The organism is Methylobacterium sp. UNC300MFChir4.1 (assembly GCF_900110155.1).
GTDB lineage: Bacteria > Pseudomonadota > Alphaproteobacteria > Rhizobiales > Beijerinckiaceae > Methylobacterium.
This window is the reverse complement of sequence record NZ_FOCS01000007.1, coordinates 48,573-67,009: the sequence shown is the minus strand read 5'-3', so window position 1 is coordinate 67,009 and position 18,437 is coordinate 48,573. Positions and strand designations below refer to the sequence as shown.

Sequence of the window (18,437 nt, the reverse complement as noted above, 5' to 3'; positions counted from 1 at the left end):
ACTGGTCCGACGACCTGCTAAGGCTCCCTTGAATCGCGCACGTCGAGGCCCGACGCGAACCGAGCGGAGTACACGTTCATCATGATGGCAGCCCTGCGGGTGGCGGTAGCCTGGGCGACGGTTCTCGCCTTCACGTGGTTCGGCAAGGACTGGCTCGGAGACCTGTCGCAGCCCCTGTTCGCGGGGGGCCTGTTCGCGTGGCTGCTCGCCGTGATCGTCTGGGCCGCCTTCGGCGTGGTGCACGAGGCCGAAGAACTGGCACACCGCCTCGGCGAGCCCCTCGGGACGCTGGTCCTGACGCTGGCGATCGTCATCATCGAGGTGGCGCTGATCTCCGCCGTGATGCTGTCGGCCAAGGACGCGCCGACCCTCGGTCGCGACACGATGTTCGCGGTGCTGATGATCGTGCTGAACGGCGTCGTCGGGCTGGGCCTCCTGGTCGGCGGCCTGCGCCACCACCAGCAGCGGTACAACCTCCAGGGTGCCTCGGCCTTCATGGCGGTGATCATCCCGCTCACCACGATCGCGCTGATCATCCCGAACTTCACCAGTTCCACCAGCGACGGGACCCTGACGACGCTTCAGGCGGTCACGTTCTCGGTGTTCACCCTCGCCCTCTACGGCGTGTTCCTGCTCATCCAGACCGGGCGCCACAGCGAGTTCTTCATCGACGCGGAGATCCCCGAGGCGACGGAGCCGCCGCACGGCGCGGATCCGGTCTCGGGCGGCAGCGTCGCCAAGCATGTCGGCCTGCTGCTCGCCAACGTCCTGCCGATCGTGATCCTGGCCAAGAGCCTCGCGGTGATCCTCGACCACGGCATCGCGGCGCTCGGCGCGCCGACGGCGCTGGGCGGCGTGCTGATCGCCGCCATCGTGTTCACGCCGGAGGGGATCTCGGCGCTCAAGGCGGTGGCCCGCAACGAGCTCCAGCGGGCGATCAACCTGTGCCTGGGGGCGGCCACCTCCACGGTCGGCCTCACCGTGCCGGCGATCCTGACCATCGGGCTGCTCACCGGCCAGACCGTGGTGCTCGGCCTCAAGCCGACCGAGATGACCCTGCTGGCCGTGACGCTGATCCTCAGCGCCCAGACCTTCTCGGGCTCGCGCACCACCGTGCTGGAGGGCGCGGTGCACCTCGTGCTGTTCTTCGTCTACCTCGTGCTGATCTTCAGCCCCTGATTCGGCTTCCGGCGGAACGCTTCGGTCGGTGCAACCCGCTCCGTCGTCGCGAGCGCAGCGAAGCGACCCGGGGCGGCGCGACGTTGGAGAACGTGGCGCACTCCGGATTGCGTCGCTCCGCTCGCAACGACGACAGAGCCGAGATCCTCGACCGGAAAGCGTCAGGCCTCGTTCAGGCGCCGAAGCGCTCGGTGCGGATCAGGCCCGGCGCGACGCCCTGCGCCAGGATCAGGTCCGAGGCCGCGGCCACGAACCGGTTCGAGCCGCAGAGGAACACCTTCCCGGGCGCCCCGATCCGCGCCAGCGCGTCGGCGACGAGGTGCGCGTCGATCCGCTTGCCGCCGGGCTCGCGCGTCGTGGCGAGATGCAGGGAGAAGTTGGGATCCGTTTCGGCGAGCCGCTCCAGCTCGGCGACCGCGATCGCCTCCGCGCGGGTGCGGGCCGAGTAGATCAGCGCCGCCGGGATCGCCCGCCAGTGCTGCGCCCTCCGCCGCAGCATCGCCAGGAGCGGCACCACGCCGGACCCACCGCCGCCCAGGAGCAGCGGCCCGCCGTCAGACCCGTCCCAGGAGAACGAGCCGCCGATCGGCCCGCGCAGCTCGACCCGGTCGCCGACCTCGGCGCAGTGCGAGAACCAGCCCGAGACCTCGCCGTCCGGCAGGGCCTCGATCATCAGCTCCAGGGTGCCGCTGCCGTCCTGCGCCGAGGCGATGGAATAGCTCCGCTGCGCCTGGTAGCCGTCCTCGGCGGTGAGCCGGACATCGACGTGCTGCCCGGCCCGGTAGGACTCGGCGAGGCCGCAGCGCAGCCGGACGCTCTTCACGTGCGGCGTGACCGGCGCGATCGCGGTGATCTCCGCCTCGTGCCAGCGGAAGACGATGGGCTCGAACGCCGGGTCAGTCACTGTGTCCGTCACCGCGTCAGTCACCACCTCAGGAACCGCCTCAGTCACCGATGTAGCGCTGCTCACGCCAGGGATCCCCGTACATGTGGTAGCCGCGCAGCTCCCAGAAGCCGGCCGTGTCGGTCTGAGTGAACCGGAGGCCCTTCACCCACTTGGCGCTCTTCCAGAAATAGAGGTGCGGCACGAAGAGCCGCGCCGGGCCGCCGTGATCCGGATGGATCGGCTGACCGTCGTAGCGCGTCGCCACCAGGGCGCGACCGCCCACGAGGTCGGCCACCGGCACATTCGTGGTGTAGTCGTCGTGGGATTCCGCCAGGAGGTAGCCGGTCGGTGCCGTGATCCCGGCATCGGTCAGGATGTCGTCGAAGCTGACGCCCTCCCAGGTCGTGTCGAACTTCGACCACTTGGTGACGCAGTGGATGTCGCCGCGCCAGGTGGTGCGGGGCAGCGCCTCGAACTCCGCCCAGCTCCACGCCTTGATCGGCCGGGATCCCTCGCGCAGCGTGAACCGCCACGTCGCCATGTCGACGGTCGGGTTGGGGCCGATCTGGAGGATCGGGAAATCGTCGGTGAGATACTGACCCGGCGGCAGGCGCGCGCCGGTCTCGGGCGGCTGCCTGCGTCCGACGAAGCCCCGTGTCACCATGACGGTCGCCGCTCCTCTCGCTCGCCCTCCGGCTCGCCCCCGGGTTTGGTGCGGCGGAGCACCTCACGTCAAGCCGGCACGTGCGGCCGAACAAACGCCCCAAAGCTCGGGTGTGCTAGCAGCTCTGTGCCGATCGATCGGCACGAATCGCCTGCTTTCAGGGGGATGTCATGAAGTACCTTCTCGCGACGAGCCTTGTCGTCGGGAGCCTCGCCACGCTCGCGCCGGCCGCCCAGGCCCGCGACGGCATCGGCGCCGGCGGCGCCGCGGCCCTCGGCGTGCTCGGCGGCTTGGCCGTCGGCGGCGCCATCGCGTCGGCCAACAACGGCTACTACCCGGGCCGCCCGGTCTACCGCGCCCCGCCGCCGGTCTACGTCGAGGAGGATTACGGCCCGGTCTGCCACTTCGAGCGCCGCCGGACCTACGATGCCTACGGCGACGTCTACATCCGCCGCGTCCGCGTCTGCGAGTAGGCGGCTTCCGGAGTGGCCTTTGCGGCGGGCGCCGGTTTCAGGCGCTCGGCGCAGGCGATCCCGGCCAGCACCAGGGCCAGGGCGACCCCTTCCGTCGCGCCGAACGGCTCGCCGACCAGCAGGACGGCGAGGATCGCGCCGAAGATCGGCACGAGGTTGACAAACAGGCCGGCGCGGTTCGGGCCGATGATCTCGACGCCGCGCATGAAGAAGAGCTGCGCCAGCAGCGACGGCCCGAGGCCCACGAAGGCGACCATCAGCCAGCCCTCGCGGTTGGGCCAGACGGCGTGGCCCGTCGCCCACTCGACGGCGAGCGGCGGCAGCGAGGTGACGAAGGCCGCGACCGCCATCGCGGCGAAGAACACCAGGGCCGGCACCTTCGGGCGCGTCGGCAGGAAGATCGTGTAGCCCGCGTAGAGCAGGCAGGCGCCGAAGACGAGCACGTCGCCGCGGTTGAACGCGAGGGTCGTGAGCACCGACAGGTCGCCGTGCGTGGCGGCGAGGCCGGCGCCGACCAGGGTCAGCGCCACGCCCAGGACCTGCCCCGGCGTGACCGGCACCCGGTAGGCCACCCGGTTCAGGACGATCACCAGCACGGGGATCGCCCCCTGGAACAGGGCGAGGTTGATCGCGCCGGTATGCACACCGGCCGCGTAGAACAGGCAGTTGAAGGCCGTGTAGCCGAGGCCGCCCATCAGCAGGATGCGCAGCCAGTGCGGCCGCAGGAGCGGCCACGCGGCGGCGAGCCGGCGCGCGGCGAAGGGCATAAGCACCAGGCAGGCGACCGCCCATCGGAGCGTCGTGATGACCTGGGGCGACACGTGACCGGGCGCCCAGCGGCTGGTGACGGCGTTGCCGGCCCAGAGCAGCGCCGTGACGGTCAAGAGCAGGTAGGCGGGCGCGGCCGGGGAAGCCCGGCGCGCGCGCCCGGTCGTCAACGGCGGCGGAACTGACCGCCGCGCACCGGCGGGCGGGGTCCGGACGAGCGCTCGTCCTTGTGGCGGAACACGAGGCGGCCCTTCTCGAGGTCGTAGGGCGACATCTCGACCGTCACCCGGTCGCCCGCCAGCGTCTTGATGCGGTTCTTCTTCATCTTGCCGGCCGTGTAGGCCACGATCTCGTGGCCCTGGTCGAGCTGCACGCGGTAGCGCGCATCCGGCAGGATCTCGATCACGAGACCATCGAACTGCATCAATTCTTCTTTCGCCATGCACCTTCTCCAGTCGGACCGTCCGGCAGCAGGCGTTCCGGCAATGCGTGTTCGGCTGTCATCGAGCTCGGGAAACGCCGCAGGGCGCGGATCCGATCCGGGGGACCGCCCGCGCCAGCTCAGCAGCACCGCCCGCATGTAGTCCCCGCGGGAACCGGCGGCAAGTCACGGACACCGAACACGTTCCGTCATCGACACGATTTGCCGGCTCTCAGGGCTCGGCGTCGTTGCCGGCGTAGTCGAGGCGACCGTCCGGCGTCCGGCGCCAGATCCGCAGGGCGATCGGTGCTCCGGCGCGGTCGCCTCGCGGGTCGAAGGCCACCGATCCGAGCAGCGTCCGGGACGGCCCCGTCCGCACGGCCTCGGCCACCTTGTGGCCGTCCGCGATGCGGCCGGTCCTCGGGTCGGCGGCGCGGGCGCGCTCGGTCGCCTGCGCCAGGAGCTCCACGGCCGCGTAGGCATTGGCCGCGACGCTCTCCGCCTCGGGGGAGCGCGGCGCCGGGCGGGCGCCGCGGATCTCGGGCAGGCGCGGCGGATCGGGAACCAGGGTCATGACCGTCCCCTCCCCGTCGGCCGCGGCGGCGAAGGCGGGGTCGAGGATGCCGTCGCTCGCCACCAGGGTCGCGCCGAGGCCGGCCTCGCGCATGGCGCGGAGCAGGGTCACGGCCTCGGGCGCGAGGCCGCCGAAATACACCGCGTCGAGGCGCGCCGCCTTCAGCCGCGCGACGAGGTCCGCGAGGTCGCGGTTGCCCCGGGGGAAGCCGTCGAACATCACCTCCGGCGTGCCGGCCTCCTTCAGCCGCGCCGCCACCGCGTCGGCGAGGCCGCGGCCGAAGGTCGAGCGGTCGCTGAGGATCCCGACCCGGCGTCCCGCGAAGGCCTTCGCCAGGTAGGCCCCGGCCGCCCGACCCTGCTGGGCGTCGCTCGGTCCGAGGCGGAACAGGTTCCAGAGGCCCCGGCCGGTCAGCGGCCCGTAGGATGCCGCGGGCGCGACCATGACCGCGCCCGCCTCCTCGTAGACGGGCGCCGCGGCCGCGACCGCCCCGGATTCGAGCGGTCCGACGACGAGGCGCACGCCGTCGGCGGCGAACTTCTTCGCGACGGCGACGGCCTGCCGCGCGTCGCCGCCGTCGTCGGCCGGGACGAGGACCCAGCGCGGGCGGCCGCCCGCGACGCGGTTGAGATCGGCCACCGCCTGCTCGGCGCCCTGCCGGAGCCCCTGGCCGAAGGCGGAATCCGGACCGGTCAGCGGCGCCGACAGGCCGATCCGCACCGGTGCCTGCGCGACGGCCGGGGCGGCGGCGAGGAGAAGGGCGAGGAACGGGACGAGGCGACGGATCATGGCGGCACTCTAGGACCGTCGGCGCCCCGACCGGAAGGGCACCGGACAGGGAACGCCCGGCCTATCGTCGGGCGCAGCGTCGCGCAGATCGTTGAGCGGATCGGGATGCTGATGCGCGCGGAAGCGCTGGCGGGCGGGCGCGATGTGCGGAATAAGGGCGTCGGCCCGGCCCGTCGCCGGGCGTGCCGGCGCCCCTCCGCGCGTCGCCGGCCGAGACCCTCTGGGACGATTGACGATCATGACCTCGCTGTTCGCCGGCATCCAGGACGCGCCGCTCGACCCGATCATGCGCCTGTTCGAGGCCTTCAACGCCGACCCGAGCCCCAAGAAGCTCAACCTCGTGGTCGGCGTGTACACGGACGCGGACGGCAAGGTGCCGCGCCTGCGCGCCGTGCAGACCGCCGAGAAGCGCTGGATCGAGAAGGGCCTGCCGAAGACCTACCGGCCGATCGAGGGCACCAAGCCGTTCCGCGACGCGGTCCAGGAACTCCTGTTCGGCAAGGGCGCGCCGATCCTGTCCCAGAACCGGGCCGCGACGCTCCAGAGCATCGGCGGCACCGGCGCGCTGAAGACCGGCGCCGACCTGCTGGCCAAGCTCTACCCGAACGCCACCGTGGCGGTGAGCAACCCGAGCTGGGAGAATCACAAGGCGCTGTTCGGCCAGGCCGGCTTCACCGTGGTCGACTATCCCTACTTCTCGGCCGAGACCGGCGGCGCCGACTACCCGGCCATGAAGGCCTATCTCCAGGATCTGCCGAAGGGCTCGATCGTGGTGCTGCACGCCTGCTGCCACAACCCGACCGGCGCCGATCTCGGCCTCGACGAGTGGCGGGACCTCGTGCCCTTGATGGCCGAGCGCGGCCTGATCCCGTTCCTCGACATCGCCTACCAGGGCTTCGGCAACGGGCTCGACGCCGACGCCGAGCCGGTGCGCCTGTTCGCCGAGTCCAGCCAGGAATTCCTGGTCGCCTCCTCGTTCTCGAAGTCGTTCTCGCTCTACGGCGAGCGCGTCGGCGCGCTCACCATCGTGGCCGAGAACCCGGCCGCGAAGGCCAAGGTCGAGGCCTTCGCCAAGCGGCTGGTGCGGGCGAGCTACTCGAACCCGCACACCCACGGCGCGGCGATCGTCGAGATCGTGCTCACCGACCCGGAGCTGCGCGCCGACTGGGAGCGGGAACTCGGCGAGATGCGCGACCGGATCCGCGCCATGCGCGAGCGGATGGCCGACAGCCTGCAGCAGCGCCACCCGGAGCGCGGCTTCGACGCCATCAAGGCGCAGAAGGGCATGTTCTCCTACACGGGCCTGAGCCCTGCCGAGGCCACCCGCCTGCGCGAGGACCACGAGGTCTACGCCCTGGAGACGGGCCGGATCTGCGTCGCCGCCGTCAACACCCACAACATCGACCACGTCATCGACGCGATCGACGCGGTGGTGAAGGGCTGAACCGGGTGTCGGCCCCCAAGCGCGTCTGCCGATTCAACGTCTGGATCAATCCGGTCTTCGACGCGCGCCTGGGGGCCGAGCCCGACATCGACCTGCAGGTCGGCGACCTGCAGGGACCGGAGGACGCGCTCGCGGCGCTGCTGGCGCGGGCCCACGTCCTCCACGTCTCGCCGGCGCGGGACGAGCTGCCGCGCCGCTGGCACGTGACCGACGCGCTGCTCGCCGAATGCCCGAACCTGCTCGCGGTCTCGTCGGCCGGCGCGGGCTTCGACACGGTGGACGCCACCGCCTGCACCCGGGCCGGCGTCGCGGTGGTGAACCAAGTGGGCGGCAATGCCCGCTCGGTGGCGGAACTGGCGATCGGCCTGATGCTCGCCGTCTCGCGCAAGATCTGCGTCTCCGACCGCCTGCTCCGGACCGCGCGCGGCTTCACCCGCGAATCGCTGATGGGCCACGAGATCGGCGGCGCGACCCTGGGCCTCATCGGGATCGGTCATACCGGCCGGGAGGTCGCCAAGCTGGCCCGCGGCTTCGACATGCGGGTCCTCGCCCACGATCCCCTCCTCCCGGACGCGGAGATCCGGGCCCGCGGCGCGGAGCCGGTGGACCGGGCGTGGCTGCTCGCCGAGTCCGACATCGTGTCTCTGCACTGCCCCCTCGACGACACCACCCGGGGCAGCTTCGACGCCGAGTCCTTCGCGGCGATGAAGCCGGGGGCGCTGTTCATCACCACCGCCCGGGGCGGGGTCCACGACGAGGCGGCGCTCGCCGCCGCGCTCACCGCCGGCCATCTCGCCGGGGCTGGCCTCGATGTCTGGTCGCCGGAACCGCCGTCCCTCGACGCGGCCCTGCTGCAGCTCGACACCGTGGTGGCGACCTACCACACCGCCGGCGTCACCCACGAGGCGCGGCGCAACGTGGCCGCCTGGGGGGCCGAGCAGATCGTCCGCCTGCTCCGGGGCGAGACGCCGCCGCGGCTCGTCAATCCCGAGGTCTGGCCCACGGTCCTCGAGCGCCGGGCGCGGCTGCTCGGCGGCGCCTGACCGGGAACAGGTCCCGCTCCGACCTGTCTGGGCGGCGCGCGAATCGGTGAAGATCGCTCGGACGACGCGAGAGGCGTCGTCTGTGCAGATGCCCCGCGACCCGGCGTGTTGAGAGCCCGTGCGCCGGAGCGACCTCCCCTTCCCTCACCGCTCGAACCGGCGACGACGGCGTCTTCGCGCGCTTCGTGCGGGCGCACCGTCGATCCCGATCAGATTGTAGTTATTCAAAATCTAGCCTGGAGGCTCCGCCGGCGATCAAGCTTGACCGTGAATGTTTCCGCACCGTATCTGGCGCCACTCGAAACAGAATGGTCGACATCGTGGTACGGCGTAACTGTGCAAGGTCTTGCACGCGGGCTTCGCGCGGCGTTTCCGGGCGCGCAGCCAGAATCTCCCTCTTCCTCGCTCCGGTATTGCTCCCGTCTCCAGGCTGGGCTCAACTTGCCGTTGACAGTTCCCAGGAAGTCCAGCTGGAGGAGCTGTCGGTGGCGGGGACCGGCGACGGGACGTCCCGCATCGACGGTTACCGGGCCACGCGGGCGGTGAGCGCCACGCGGACCGACACGCCCGTCCGCGAGGTGCCGCAGACCATCGTGGCGGTGCCGCAGGAGGTGCTGGAGGACGCGGCGGCGACGCGGATCGACAGCGCCCTCGACCTCGCGGGCGTCGGCCGCGGCAACAATTTCGGCGGTCTCGGCCTGACCGAGTTCACGATCCGCGGCGTGGCGACCGGCGAGTATTACCGCAACGGGTTCCCGATCAACCGCGGCTACCCCAACAGCCCCGACATCGTCTCCATCGAGCGCATCGAGGTCCTCAAGGGCCCCTCGGCCTTCCTGTACGGCCGCGGCGATCCCGGCGGCACCTTCAACATCGTGACCAAGCAGCCGCTGGCGGCGCGCTCCCTCACGGTCGGCACGCAGTACGGCAGCTTCGGCGCCAAGCGGAGCACCTTCGACGCCACCGGCGCCCTCGACGAGAGCGGGCAGGTGCTGGCCCGCGTCACCGGCGCTGTCGAGGACAACGGCAGCTTCCGGGACTTCGTCACCAGCGACCGCTACGCCCTCGCCCCGGCCATCGCCTGGAAGCCGACGACGGACACGACCGTCACCCTGGAGGGCGACTTCGTCAGCACGGCGCAGACCTTCGACCGCGGCATCGTCCCGCTGGGGGGCAACGTGCGCGCCCTGCCGCGCAGCCGCTTCATCGGCGAGCCGGGCCTGCCGCCGGCCCATGTCGACAACGCCCTCGGCCAGCTGCGCGTCGAGCACCGGTTCGACCAGGACTGGGTGCTGAACGTCGGCGCCCAGGTGCTCGGCGGGAACCTGTCGGGCTACGGCGTCGGCGCCATCGGCCTGCTGCCGGATGGCCGGACCCAGCGGCGGACCCTGGAATGGCGGGACCTGACGTGGTCCGACCTCGACCTGCAGGCGAATCTCGCGGGCAAGTTCGAGACCGGCCCGTTCCGCCACACGCTCCTGCTCGGGCTGGAATACGACAGCTACCGCTACCGGGAGGTGTTCAACCGCTCGAACGTCGCGACGAACCCGTTCCTCCTCGACCTGCTGGCGCCGCGCTACGGCCAGCCGCTGCCGCCGATCACCGCGCGGGTCACGAACTTCCTGCAGAAGACCGAGAGCTACGCCGGCTACGTGCAGGACCAGATCGACCTCACGCCCCGCCTCCACGCCCTCCTGGGCGTCCGGGTCGAGGACCTCGGGCTGGTCTCGACGAACAACCTCACGAAGAGCACCACCAGCCTCCAGGGTCTGGTGGCGACGCCGCGCTTCGGCCTGCTCTACGACCTGACCGACACGGTCGCGCTCTACGGCAACTACGCGCGCTCGTTCCGGCCCAATATCGGCACGGATCGCAGCGGCCGGCCCTTCGCGTTCGAGGAGGGTGAGGGCTACGAGGCCGGCGCGAAGGTCAGCCTGCTCGATGGGCGCCTCGACGCCACCGCCGCCCTGTTCGAGATCCGGCGCTCCAACGTCCTGAGCACCGATCCGGTCGACCCGAACTTCAGCGTGGCCACCGGCACGGTCCGCAGCCGCGGCTTCGACCTGACCGCCGCCGGCTACCTGGCCCCGGGCTGGCGCGTGATCGGGACCTACACGCGCGTCGACGCGGCCGTCGCCCGCGACAACACTCTGCCGGTCGGCACGCGCATCGCCAACGTGCCCGCCAACAGCCTCGCGTTCCAGACCGTCTACGAGTTCCAGAGCGGCGACCTGAAGGGGCTCGGCCTGGGCGGCGGCCTCGACTTCGTCGGCCGGCGCGCCGCGGGGACGGCGCTCGCGACCTTCAACCTGCCGCAATACACGCTGGTCAACCTGATCTCGTACTACCAGATCGCGCCGGGCGTGCGGATCTACCTCAACGTCGACAACGTGTTCGACGCGACGTTCTACGACCGCGCGTTCCAGAACCGCTACGCGACGCCGGGACAGCCCCGCACGATCATCGGCGGCGTCGCCGCCCGGTTCTGAGGCCCCGGCGCTACGCCGCTGCCGCCCGCATCCAGCCGAGCCCCGCCTCGGTGCCGGCCGCGGGATGGTACTCGCAGCCGACGAAGCCGGGATAGCCGACCTCCTCCAAGGCGGCGAAGATCGGGTCGAAGGCGATCGTGCCGGTCCCCGGCTCGTGCCGCCCGGGATCGTCGGCGATCTGGACATGGGCGATGAGCGGCGCGTGCGCGCGGATCAGCGCCGCCGGGTCATGGCCGAGGCACACGCAGTGATAGGCGTCGAACAGCAGCTTGACGTTGTCGCGGCCGATCGCCCGGATCGCCTCGACCGCCAGCAGCGGGTCGTCGATCGCGTAGTCGGCGATCGAGCCGGGACCGATCGGCTCGACGATCACCGTCATGCCGCGCGCGCCGGCGGCGTCGGCCGCGAAGGCGAGGTTGTCGAGATAGGTGTCCCAGAGCCGCGCCCGCTCGGCTCCCGCGGGCCGGACGCCCGCCATCGGGTGGACCATCCGGCAGCCGAGCTGCGCGACGTAGTCCAGGGTCGGCTCGATCGTGGAGCGGAAGTAATCGATCCGGTCGGGCAGCGCCGCGAAGCCCTTCTCGCCCTTGGCGGCGTCTCCTGCCGGGAAGCCGGTCTGGACCAGCGGCACGCCCGCCCGCTCCAGCCAGCCCGCGACCTCCCGGGCCGGCGTCGCGAACAGGTTGGGATGCTCGACCGCGCGGAACCCGGCACGGGCCGCGGCCGCGAAGCGCTCGGCCAGCGGCAGCTCCGTGAACAGGAAGCCGCAATGGCCGCTGAGACGATCCTTGTAGGCACCGAGCTTCATGGGTCAGGCGCTCCCGCCGGTCTCGATCATCGCCCGCATCCGATTCACCGCCGCGTGGGGCGCGGTCAGCACCGGGACGTCGACGGCCTTCCGCACGGCCTCGGCCGCGCGCGAGGTGGAGAAATGCGCGAGCATGATCGCGTCGCAGTCGCGCAGGTCCGGCGCCCGCTCGGCGATCAGCCGGTTGTGGGTCTCGGCGTCGCCGGCGCGCAGCCGCGCCATCGCGTCGTCCACCAGGACCGTCCGCAGACTCGCCGGGCGCCCGGACTCGGCGACGAACTCCTCGAACTCGTCCGTCATCGTGCCGACCGAGGGGCCGAAGGTCGCCAGCATGCCGATGCGCGCGCCCTGCGCGATCGCCGCGCGGAACATCGCCTCGTTGGGCTTGAGCACCGGCACCGGCACGGTCTCGATCAGCCGGTCGATGGCCGGACCGAAGGCCGAGCAGGTGATCAGGATGCCGTCGGCGCCCATGTCGTGGCCGTAGCGGCCGAACCGCACGAAGCGCTCGATCATCGCCTCCGAGATCGCGCCCGGCTCCTTCGCCCGATCGAGGGACAGGCCGTCGTCGAGCAGGTTGACGGTCTCGGCCTCCGGCCAGCGCTCGGCGAAGGCGGCCTGGATCGGCGCCATGGCGACCGGCGTCGCGTGCAGGAGGACGATGCGGGGAGCCATGCTGTGTTCCGGAGAGGCTACGGCGCCGGACGGGGCCGGTCCGCATGTTGTAAGCGATTTCAAATGGGTGGCAAGATAGCGCAGGTCAGACGTCGGCACACCGCGGCGGAGCCGTGCTGGCGCGCAGGATCAGCTCGGCGTCGATCTCGGTGAGGCGGACCATCGGCCGCCCCTGGATCCGGGCGATCAGGTGGTCACCGGCGGCGTGGCCGATCTCGGCGGAGTGGATGCGGATCGTCGTCAGCGCCGGGTCGAGGAAGGGCGCGAAGTCGGAATCGTTGTGGCCGATCACCGACAGGTCGCCGGGAATGGAGAGCCCCCTTGCCCGCGCCTCGATCATCGCCCCGAAGGCGATCTGGTCGGTGCCGCAGATGATCGCGGTCGGCGGCGGGCCGCCGGCCAGCATCTGGCGGAACCCGTCGCGGCCGCCGCCGATCCCGTAGGAGATCTCAATGTCGTGCTCCGGGGCGAGCCGCAGGCCGCGGGCCGCGAGCGCCGCCGCGATGCCCGTCACCCGGGCGCCGCCGCGGTCGTTGTCCTTGCGCAGGCCCGAGATCACCCCGATCCGGCGATGGCCGAGATCCATCAGGTAGTTGGCCGCCCGGGCCGCCGAGGCAGCGTTGTCGAAGCCCACGCAGGGGCGCTCGCGGGACAGACTGAAGGTCTGCACCATCGGGATGCCGGCGCGGGCGATCCGGGCGTGGAGGTCCGGGTGGTGGATGTCGCCGACCAGCATCAGTCCGTCGACGCCGCGCTCCAGCAGGAAGGTCGCCTCGCGGAGCTCGTCCTCCAGGTCGTAGCCGGCATTGGCCGCCACCAGGGTGTAGCCCGCCTGCCGCAGCCGGTCCTGGAAGCTCGACAGGACGCGCACGAAGGCCTCATTCTCGATGTTCGGCACGACGGCGCCGACGGCCATGAAGCGGCGCGTCGAGAGCGCCCGGGCCGCCCCGTTGGCGACGAAACCGAGATCCTGCGCGGCCCGCATCACCGCCGCGCGCTTGTCGGCCCGGACGCCGGCGGAGCCGTTCAGCACCCGGGACACCGTCGCGGTCGAGACGCCGGCGCGGCGGGCGACGTCCCGGGCCACCGGGCTGCGCGTCGACGGCTCGAGGATCTCCTCCGGCAGGTCCAGCACTGAGATCGATCCCTCTCCCGAACGGCCCCGCGCGGCAGCGCGTCGGCCCCGGATACGCGACGCGGCGATGCCCGACCAGCAGAAGCGGGCCGAACCGGCAGTATATTGACACCCTACCCGGGCGCTGGCTATCTGAAAGCGCTTTCAAGAAGCCGCTCGATCGGGCGGCCCACAGGAGGATCCGATGGCGACGCTCGACCGGCCGGCCTCCGGACTGGGAGCCCCAGAGCGCGCCGCGCCGACCGTCGGCGGCGCGGACGCCGCGGCGCCGGGCATCGCGGCCCCGCAGGCCATCGTCACCAGCCTGAAGCGCAGCGACGCGGTCACGCCCTACCGGTTCCGCGACCTGCTGGCCCTCGACGATTTCGAGCGGCACGCCCGCAAGCTCCTGCCGCCGATGATCTTCCAGTACGTCTCCGGCGGGGTCGAGACCGGCTCGGCCCTGGCGCAGAGCCGTGGCGCCTACGCCGACTACGCCCTCGTCCCTCGCCTGATGCGGGACACCTCGGCGCGGGACACCGCCACCACGCTGTTCGGCCAGAGCTACGCGGCGCCGTTCGGGATCGGGCCGCTGGGCGGGGCCGCCTTCATCGCCTACCGGGGCGACCTCGTGCTCGCCGAGGCGGCCCGGCGGATGAACCTGCCGATGTGCCTGAGCGCCTCCTCGCTGATCAGGCTGGAGGACGTCCACGCCCGGAATCCGCAGGCCTGGTTCCAGGGCTACCTGCCGGGCGACCAGACCCGGATCGACCGCCTCCTCGACCGGGTCGAGGCCACCGGCTACCGGACCTTCGTGGTCACCGCCGACACGCCGACCCTCGGCAACCGCGAGCACAACATCCGCAGCGGCTTCTCCATGCCGATCAAGGTCACGCCGAAGGTGGCGTGGCAGAGCGCCACCCACCCGCGCTGGCTGCTCGGAACCGTCGCCCGGACCTTCCTCAAGCACGGGGCCCCGCACTTCGAGAACACCGAGGCCGAGCGCGGGCCGCCGATGATGTCCCAGGGCGCGGTGCGCAACACCATCGCCCGCGACCAGCTCTCGTGGAAGAACCTGGAGGCGATCCGCAAGCGCTGGTCCGGCAACCTGCTGGTGAAGGGCTTGCTGGCGCCGGAGGACGTCGACATCGCGCGGGATTGCGGCGCCGACGGCGTGATCCTCTCGACTCACGGCGGCCGCCAGCTCGACTACGCCGTCGCCCCCCTCGACGTGCTGCCGGAGATCGCCGCCCGGAAGGGCGGGCTGAAGATCATCGTCGACAGCGGCATCCGCCGGGGCACCGACGTGATGAAGGCGCTGGCGCTGGGCGCCGACTTCGTCCTGCTCGGACGGCCCTTCATGTTCGCCGCGGCGCTCGGCGGCGCCGCGGGGGTCGAGCACGCGATGCGGATCCTCAAGGAGGAACTCAACCGCGACATGGCGCTGATCGGGGTGAACCGCCTGTCCGAACTCAATCCCGACTTCCTGCGCCGCACCCCGCGGCGGGCCTGAGCCGATGGCGGGAGGATCGACCATGATCGGCTTCCCGGACACGCGCGGCGCGCCGGCGAGCGGCAGCGGGACAGCCGCCCGGGGCGCCGGGGCCGCCGCGCCCGGGCGACCGGCATCCCCGCACCGTCGATCCCGCCGGCTGCCCCCGCAGCCCCGTCCCCGATCCGGATGCTCCGCATGACCGACCCCGCCCCCCGCGGCCTCGCCTTCGTGGGCTGCTTCACCACCGAGCGGCGCCGGGCGCGCGGCCGGGGCATCGACATCTATCGGACCGGTCGCGACCTCGGCGACTGGACGCACCTCGGCCGGGTCGAGAACCTGACGAACCCGTCCTTCCTGGTGACCGACCCGGCGCGCGCGATCCTCTACACGGTCCAGGGCGACGGCGAGGCGGCGAGCGCCTTCGCGCTGGAGCCCGACGGCACCCTGCGTGGCCTCGGCAGCGCCGCCACCGGCGGCACCAACAGCGTGCACCAGGCCCTCGACCCCGGGGGTCGGTTCCTGATCGTGGCCAACTACGCCAGCGGATCGGTCGCCCTCATGCCGGTGCGCGCCGATGGCGGCTTGGAGCCCGCGTGCCAAGTGCTGCCGCTCCCGGGCGAGCCGGGCCCGCACCGAACCGAGCAGGCCTGCGCCCACCCGCACCACGTGGTCCTGTCGCCCGACGGTCGCCACGTCATCGTCCCCGACAAGGGCCTCGACCGCGTCTTCGTCCTGAAGCTCGCGGGTGAGCGGCTCGCCATCGTCTCGGAAACCGCGATGCGTCCCGGCGCCGGCCCGCGCCACATCGCGTTCCACCCGCACGAGCCCCTCGCCTTCCTGGTCAACGAGCTCGACTCGAGCGTCGCCACCTGCCGGTGGGACGCGGACGCCGGAGCGCTGACGCCCCTGCACCTCGTCTCGACCCTGCCGCCGGACTTCTTCGGCGCGAGCACCGCCGCGGCCATCGCGGTCACGCCCGACGGACGATTCGTCTACACGTCGAACCGCGGACAGGACGGGATCGCGCGGTTCCGGGCGGACCCGGCCGGGCGCCTCGAGCCCGCGGGCTGGACGTCCTCCGGCGGCCGCGACCCGCGCTTCATGGTCCTGGCACCGGACGGGGACCGCCTGCTCGTCGCCAACGAGCAGGGCGACTGCCTCGTCGCCTTCGCCATCGATCCCGAGACCGGAGACCTGACCCGGACGGGTTCGCGCCCGAGCCTCAGTCCCTGCACGATCGCGTTCCTGTAGGAGGCGCCGACGCGTTCAGGCCCGCGCCGCGCGCGGGCCCGACCATGCCCCTCGAAGGGGCAAGAGAGGCGGAACCGGCGGCGGTCGAGCCGTGACCTCTGGCCGCCGGGCCGCACCAAGCAAACAAGAAAAGAAAATCATAAATATTCTGGAGGATGCCCATGTTCGCCAAGCGTTACAGGTTCCTGATCGCGTTCCTGCTGTTCATCGCCGGTATCATCAACTACATGGACCGAGCGGCGCTCGGCGTCGCCGCGCCCTTCGTCAAGCAGGACCTGAACCTGTCGCCCTCTGAGCTGGGGGTGATCTTCAGCACGTTCTTCTTCGGTTACGCGCTGTTCGCCTTCGTGGGCGGGCAGCTCGCCGACCGTTACGGGCCGCGCAGCGTCTACAGCTGGGCGGCGGCCTCCTGGTCGGTCCTGTGCATGCTCACAGGGGCGGTGACCGGCTTCGCCCAGATGTTCATCGTCCGCGCCCTGTTCGGCTTCGCCGAGGGGCCGATGAACTCCACCACGAACCGCACCATCACCACGTGGTTCCCCCGCGAGGAGACCGCCCGGACCATCGGCTTCACCTTCTCGGGCCAGACGGTGGGCAGCGCCATCGCGGCGCCGGTCGTCGGCCTGCTGGCGATCCAGTACGGCTGGCGCGTGGCGTTCGTGGCCATCGGCGCCGTCGGCCTGCTGTGGGTCGTGGCGTGGCGGATGCTCATGACCGACCGGCCGCAGGACAATCCGCGGGTCCATCCGGAGGAGATCGCCCTCGTGGAGCGCAGCCGGGCGGTCACGCACCTCGCGCCCTCAGACCATGCCCGCTCGCTGAAGGAGTACCTGTTCCTGCCGAGCACCCTGTCGCTCGGGCTCGGCATGTTCGCGGTGAACTACACCCTCTACATCTTCCTCTCGTGGCTCCCGAGCTACCTCACCGACGCGCTGCACATGCCGGTGAAGGAGATGGCGCTGGTCGCGTCGATCCCGTGGGCCTGCGGCTTCGTCGGCTATGTCGGCGGGGGCGTGGTGGCGGACTTCGTCTACACGCGCATGGGCGACAAGCTCGCCGCGCGGAAGATCACCACGATCGTGCCGCTCGCCATCGCGGGGGTGGCCCTGATCATGGTCAACGCCGCGACCAGCACCGCCATGGCGGTCGCGCTGATCGCGCTCGCCGTGCTGATGCTGACCAGCTCGGTGCAATCCTGCTGGGCGACGATCCACGAGCTGGTGCCCGAGGCCCGGGTCGGCGGCGTCAGCGGCTTCATCCACCTCCTGAGCAACATCTCGGGCATCATCGGGCCGACTGCCACGGGACTGGCCGTGCAGTATCTCGGGGGCTACGCCAGCGCCTTCGTGATCGCCGCCCTGATCGCGGCGGCCGGCGTCGTCGCGATGGCGATCTTCGTGCGGCGGCCGCGCAACCCGGCGGAAGCCGGCCCCCTCGCCGCGGCCAAGCCCGTCTGACCGAGGCTGTCCGATCAAGTTCGCCGGAATCTGGAGCAGCGTCCCATGAGCGCCGAGACCGTCCCGCCCAAACCCGTCCTCCTGACCGGAGCCTCCGGCGCCCTCGGGCGCGTCCTGACCCGCGCGCTCGGCGCGCAGGGCTGGACGCTCCGGCTCACGGACCGCGTCCCCTTCCCCGACCCGCTGCCCGAGGGGGCGCGGTTCCAGGTCGCCGACCTGGAGGACGGGCCGGCGATCCTCCGGCTGGCGGAGGGCTGCGGCACGATCCTCCATTTCGGGGGGATCTCGGTGGAGCACCCGTTCGAGACCGTGATCGGCCCGAACATCCGCGGCCTCTACCACGCCTACGAGGCGGCCCGGCGCGAGGGCGCCCGGATGATCTTCGCCTCGTCGAACCACGCGATCGGCTTCCACCCGCGGTCCGAGGTGCTGGACGACGATTGCGGCCTCGCGCCCGACGGCTATTACGGCCTGTCCAAGGCCTACGGTGAGCTGATGGGCGGCCTCTACCGCGACAAGCACGGGGTCGAGAGCGTCTTCCTGCGGATCGGCTCGTGCTTCCCGGAGCCGACCGACGCGCGGATGCTGGCCACGTGGCTGTCCTACGCCGACCTGACCCGGCTGATCACCCGCGCCACCCTGGCCCCGGACCTCGGCCCGACGGGCTCGGTGGTGATCTGGGGCGCCTCGAACAACAGCCGCATGACCTGGTGGCGGAAGGACGGTCGCACCTTCATCGGCTGGACGCCGCAGGACAGCGCCGATGCCCACGCGGCAGCGCTGGAGGGGAAGACCAGCGGCAACCAGGTGGTGGAGCGCTACCAGGGCGGCGGGTTCACGGCGATCGACTATTCCCGCGCCGCACCGCCGCGGTGACGGACCGCTTCTTCGGCGCGGCCGCCCGACC

Annotated in this window: 17 protein-coding genes; 9 read left to right on the top strand and 8 right to left on the bottom strand. The window is 71.7% G+C overall.

Annotated elements, in window-relative coordinates:
• The first annotated feature begins 81 nt into the window (after nt 1-81).
• Nucleotides 82-1,179 carry a calcium:cation antiporter gene (locus BMY19_RS12015; RefSeq protein ID WP_042671759.1) on the top strand — a complete coding sequence of 366 codons (1,098 nt, stop codon included), beginning with the start codon at nt 82-84 and terminating at the stop codon, nt 1,177-1,179.
• Between the two features lie 172 nt (nt 1,180-1,351).
• Here the strand turns inward: BMY19_RS12015 and BMY19_RS12010 are convergent, their stop codons facing one another.
• Complete coding sequence (locus BMY19_RS12010; RefSeq protein ID WP_234081186.1) at nt 1,352-2,095, bottom strand: FAD-binding oxidoreductase; 744 nt, start codon at nt 2,093-2,095, stop codon at nt 1,352-1,354.
• A gap of 28 nt (nt 2,096-2,123) precedes the next feature.
• The gene (locus BMY19_RS12005) at nt 2,124-2,729 is read right to left on the bottom strand and encodes a sulfite oxidase-like oxidoreductase (RefSeq protein WP_100251854.1); all 606 of its coding nucleotides are present in this window, start codon (nt 2,727-2,729) and stop codon (nt 2,124-2,126) included.
• Nucleotides 2,730-2,899: 170 nt separating this feature from the next.
• Here BMY19_RS12005 and BMY19_RS12000 point away from each other — a divergent pair, with 170 nt between their 5' ends.
• The gene (locus BMY19_RS12000) at nt 2,900-3,202 is read left to right on the top strand and encodes a hypothetical protein (RefSeq protein ID WP_012320341.1); all 303 of its coding nucleotides are present in this window, start codon (nt 2,900-2,902) and stop codon (nt 3,200-3,202) included.
• Here BMY19_RS12000 and BMY19_RS11995 read toward each other — a convergent pair.
• The 3 genes from BMY19_RS11995 to BMY19_RS11985 form a co-directional block, all read right to left on the bottom strand.
• Nucleotides 3,172-4,140, bottom strand: coding sequence for a DMT family transporter (locus tag BMY19_RS11995; protein WP_100251853.1), 969 nt, complete (start codon nt 4,138-4,140; stop codon nt 3,172-3,174). The two genes, BMY19_RS12000 and BMY19_RS11995, sit on opposite strands and share 31 nt — an antisense overlap.
• Nucleotides 4,137-4,412 carry a translation initiation factor IF-1 gene (gene infA, locus BMY19_RS11990; RefSeq protein ID WP_012320343.1) on the bottom strand — a complete coding sequence of 92 codons (276 nt, stop codon included), beginning with the start codon at nt 4,410-4,412 and terminating at the stop codon, nt 4,137-4,139. The genes BMY19_RS11995 and infA overlap by 4 nt, the downstream gene beginning before the upstream one ends.
• Nucleotides 4,413-4,623: 211 nt before the next feature.
• Complete coding sequence (locus BMY19_RS11985) at nt 4,624-5,754, bottom strand: branched-chain amino acid ABC transporter substrate-binding protein (protein ID WP_100251852.1); 1,131 nt, start codon at nt 5,752-5,754, stop codon at nt 4,624-4,626.
• A 238-nt stretch (nt 5,755-5,992) separates the two neighbouring features.
• Between BMY19_RS11985 and BMY19_RS11980 the strand changes: the two genes are divergently transcribed.
• The 3 genes from BMY19_RS11980 (at nt 5,993) to BMY19_RS11970 (ending at nt 10,730) form a co-directional block, all read left to right on the top strand.
• Complete coding sequence (locus tag BMY19_RS11980) at nt 5,993-7,198, top strand: amino acid aminotransferase (protein ID WP_100251851.1); 1,206 nt, start codon at nt 5,993-5,995, stop codon at nt 7,196-7,198.
• A gap of 5 nt (nt 7,199-7,203) precedes the next feature.
• Nucleotides 7,204-8,241 (top strand): hydroxyacid dehydrogenase, encoded by a 1,038-nt coding sequence (locus BMY19_RS11975; protein WP_100251850.1) that lies wholly within the window; start codon nt 7,204-7,206, stop codon nt 8,239-8,241.
• Nucleotides 8,242-8,726: 485 nt separating this feature from the next.
• A complete protein-coding gene (locus BMY19_RS11970; RefSeq protein WP_100251849.1) occupies nt 8,727-10,730 on the top strand; it encodes a TonB-dependent siderophore receptor in 2,004 nt (667 codons plus the stop codon).
• 10 nt (nt 10,731-10,740) lie between these two features.
• On the opposite strand, the gene BMY19_RS11965 is transcribed toward BMY19_RS11970, so the two are convergent.
• The 3 genes from BMY19_RS11965 to BMY19_RS11955 form a co-directional block, all read right to left on the bottom strand.
• Nucleotides 10,741-11,538 (bottom strand): hydroxypyruvate isomerase family protein, encoded by a 798-nt coding sequence (locus BMY19_RS11965; protein ID WP_100251848.1) that lies wholly within the window; start codon nt 11,536-11,538, stop codon nt 10,741-10,743.
• Between the two features lie 3 nt (nt 11,539-11,541).
• On the bottom strand, nt 11,542-12,213 hold the full coding sequence (locus BMY19_RS11960; RefSeq protein WP_100251847.1) for an aspartate/glutamate racemase family protein: 672 nt from the start codon (nt 12,211-12,213) through the stop codon (nt 11,542-11,544).
• 85 nt (nt 12,214-12,298) lie between these two features.
• Nucleotides 12,299-13,348, bottom strand: coding sequence for a LacI family DNA-binding transcriptional regulator (locus BMY19_RS11955; RefSeq protein WP_100251846.1), 1,050 nt, complete (start codon nt 13,346-13,348; stop codon nt 12,299-12,301).
• A gap of 184 nt (nt 13,349-13,532) precedes the next feature.
• On the opposite strand from BMY19_RS11955, the gene BMY19_RS11950 reads away from it, so the two are divergent.
• The 4 genes from BMY19_RS11950 to BMY19_RS11935 all read left to right on the top strand — a co-directional run bounded on the left by BMY19_RS11950 (nt 13,533) and on the right by BMY19_RS11935 (nt 18,406).
• Nucleotides 13,533-14,840, top strand: coding sequence for an alpha-hydroxy acid oxidase (locus BMY19_RS11950; RefSeq protein ID WP_100251845.1), 1,308 nt, complete (start codon nt 13,533-13,535; stop codon nt 14,838-14,840).
• A gap of 177 nt (nt 14,841-15,017) precedes the next feature.
• Nucleotides 15,018-16,073, top strand: coding sequence for a lactonase family protein (locus BMY19_RS11945; RefSeq protein ID WP_244534898.1), 1,056 nt, complete (start codon nt 15,018-15,020; stop codon nt 16,071-16,073).
• Between the two features lie 161 nt (nt 16,074-16,234).
• Nucleotides 16,235-17,530, top strand: coding sequence for an MFS transporter (locus tag BMY19_RS11940; protein WP_091680479.1), 1,296 nt, complete (start codon nt 16,235-16,237; stop codon nt 17,528-17,530).
• Between the two features lie 45 nt (nt 17,531-17,575).
• Nucleotides 17,576-18,406 (top strand): NAD-dependent epimerase/dehydratase family protein, encoded by an 831-nt coding sequence (locus BMY19_RS11935; RefSeq protein WP_100251843.1) that lies wholly within the window; start codon nt 17,576-17,578, stop codon nt 18,404-18,406.
• Nucleotides 18,407-18,437 lie beyond the last annotated feature (31 nt).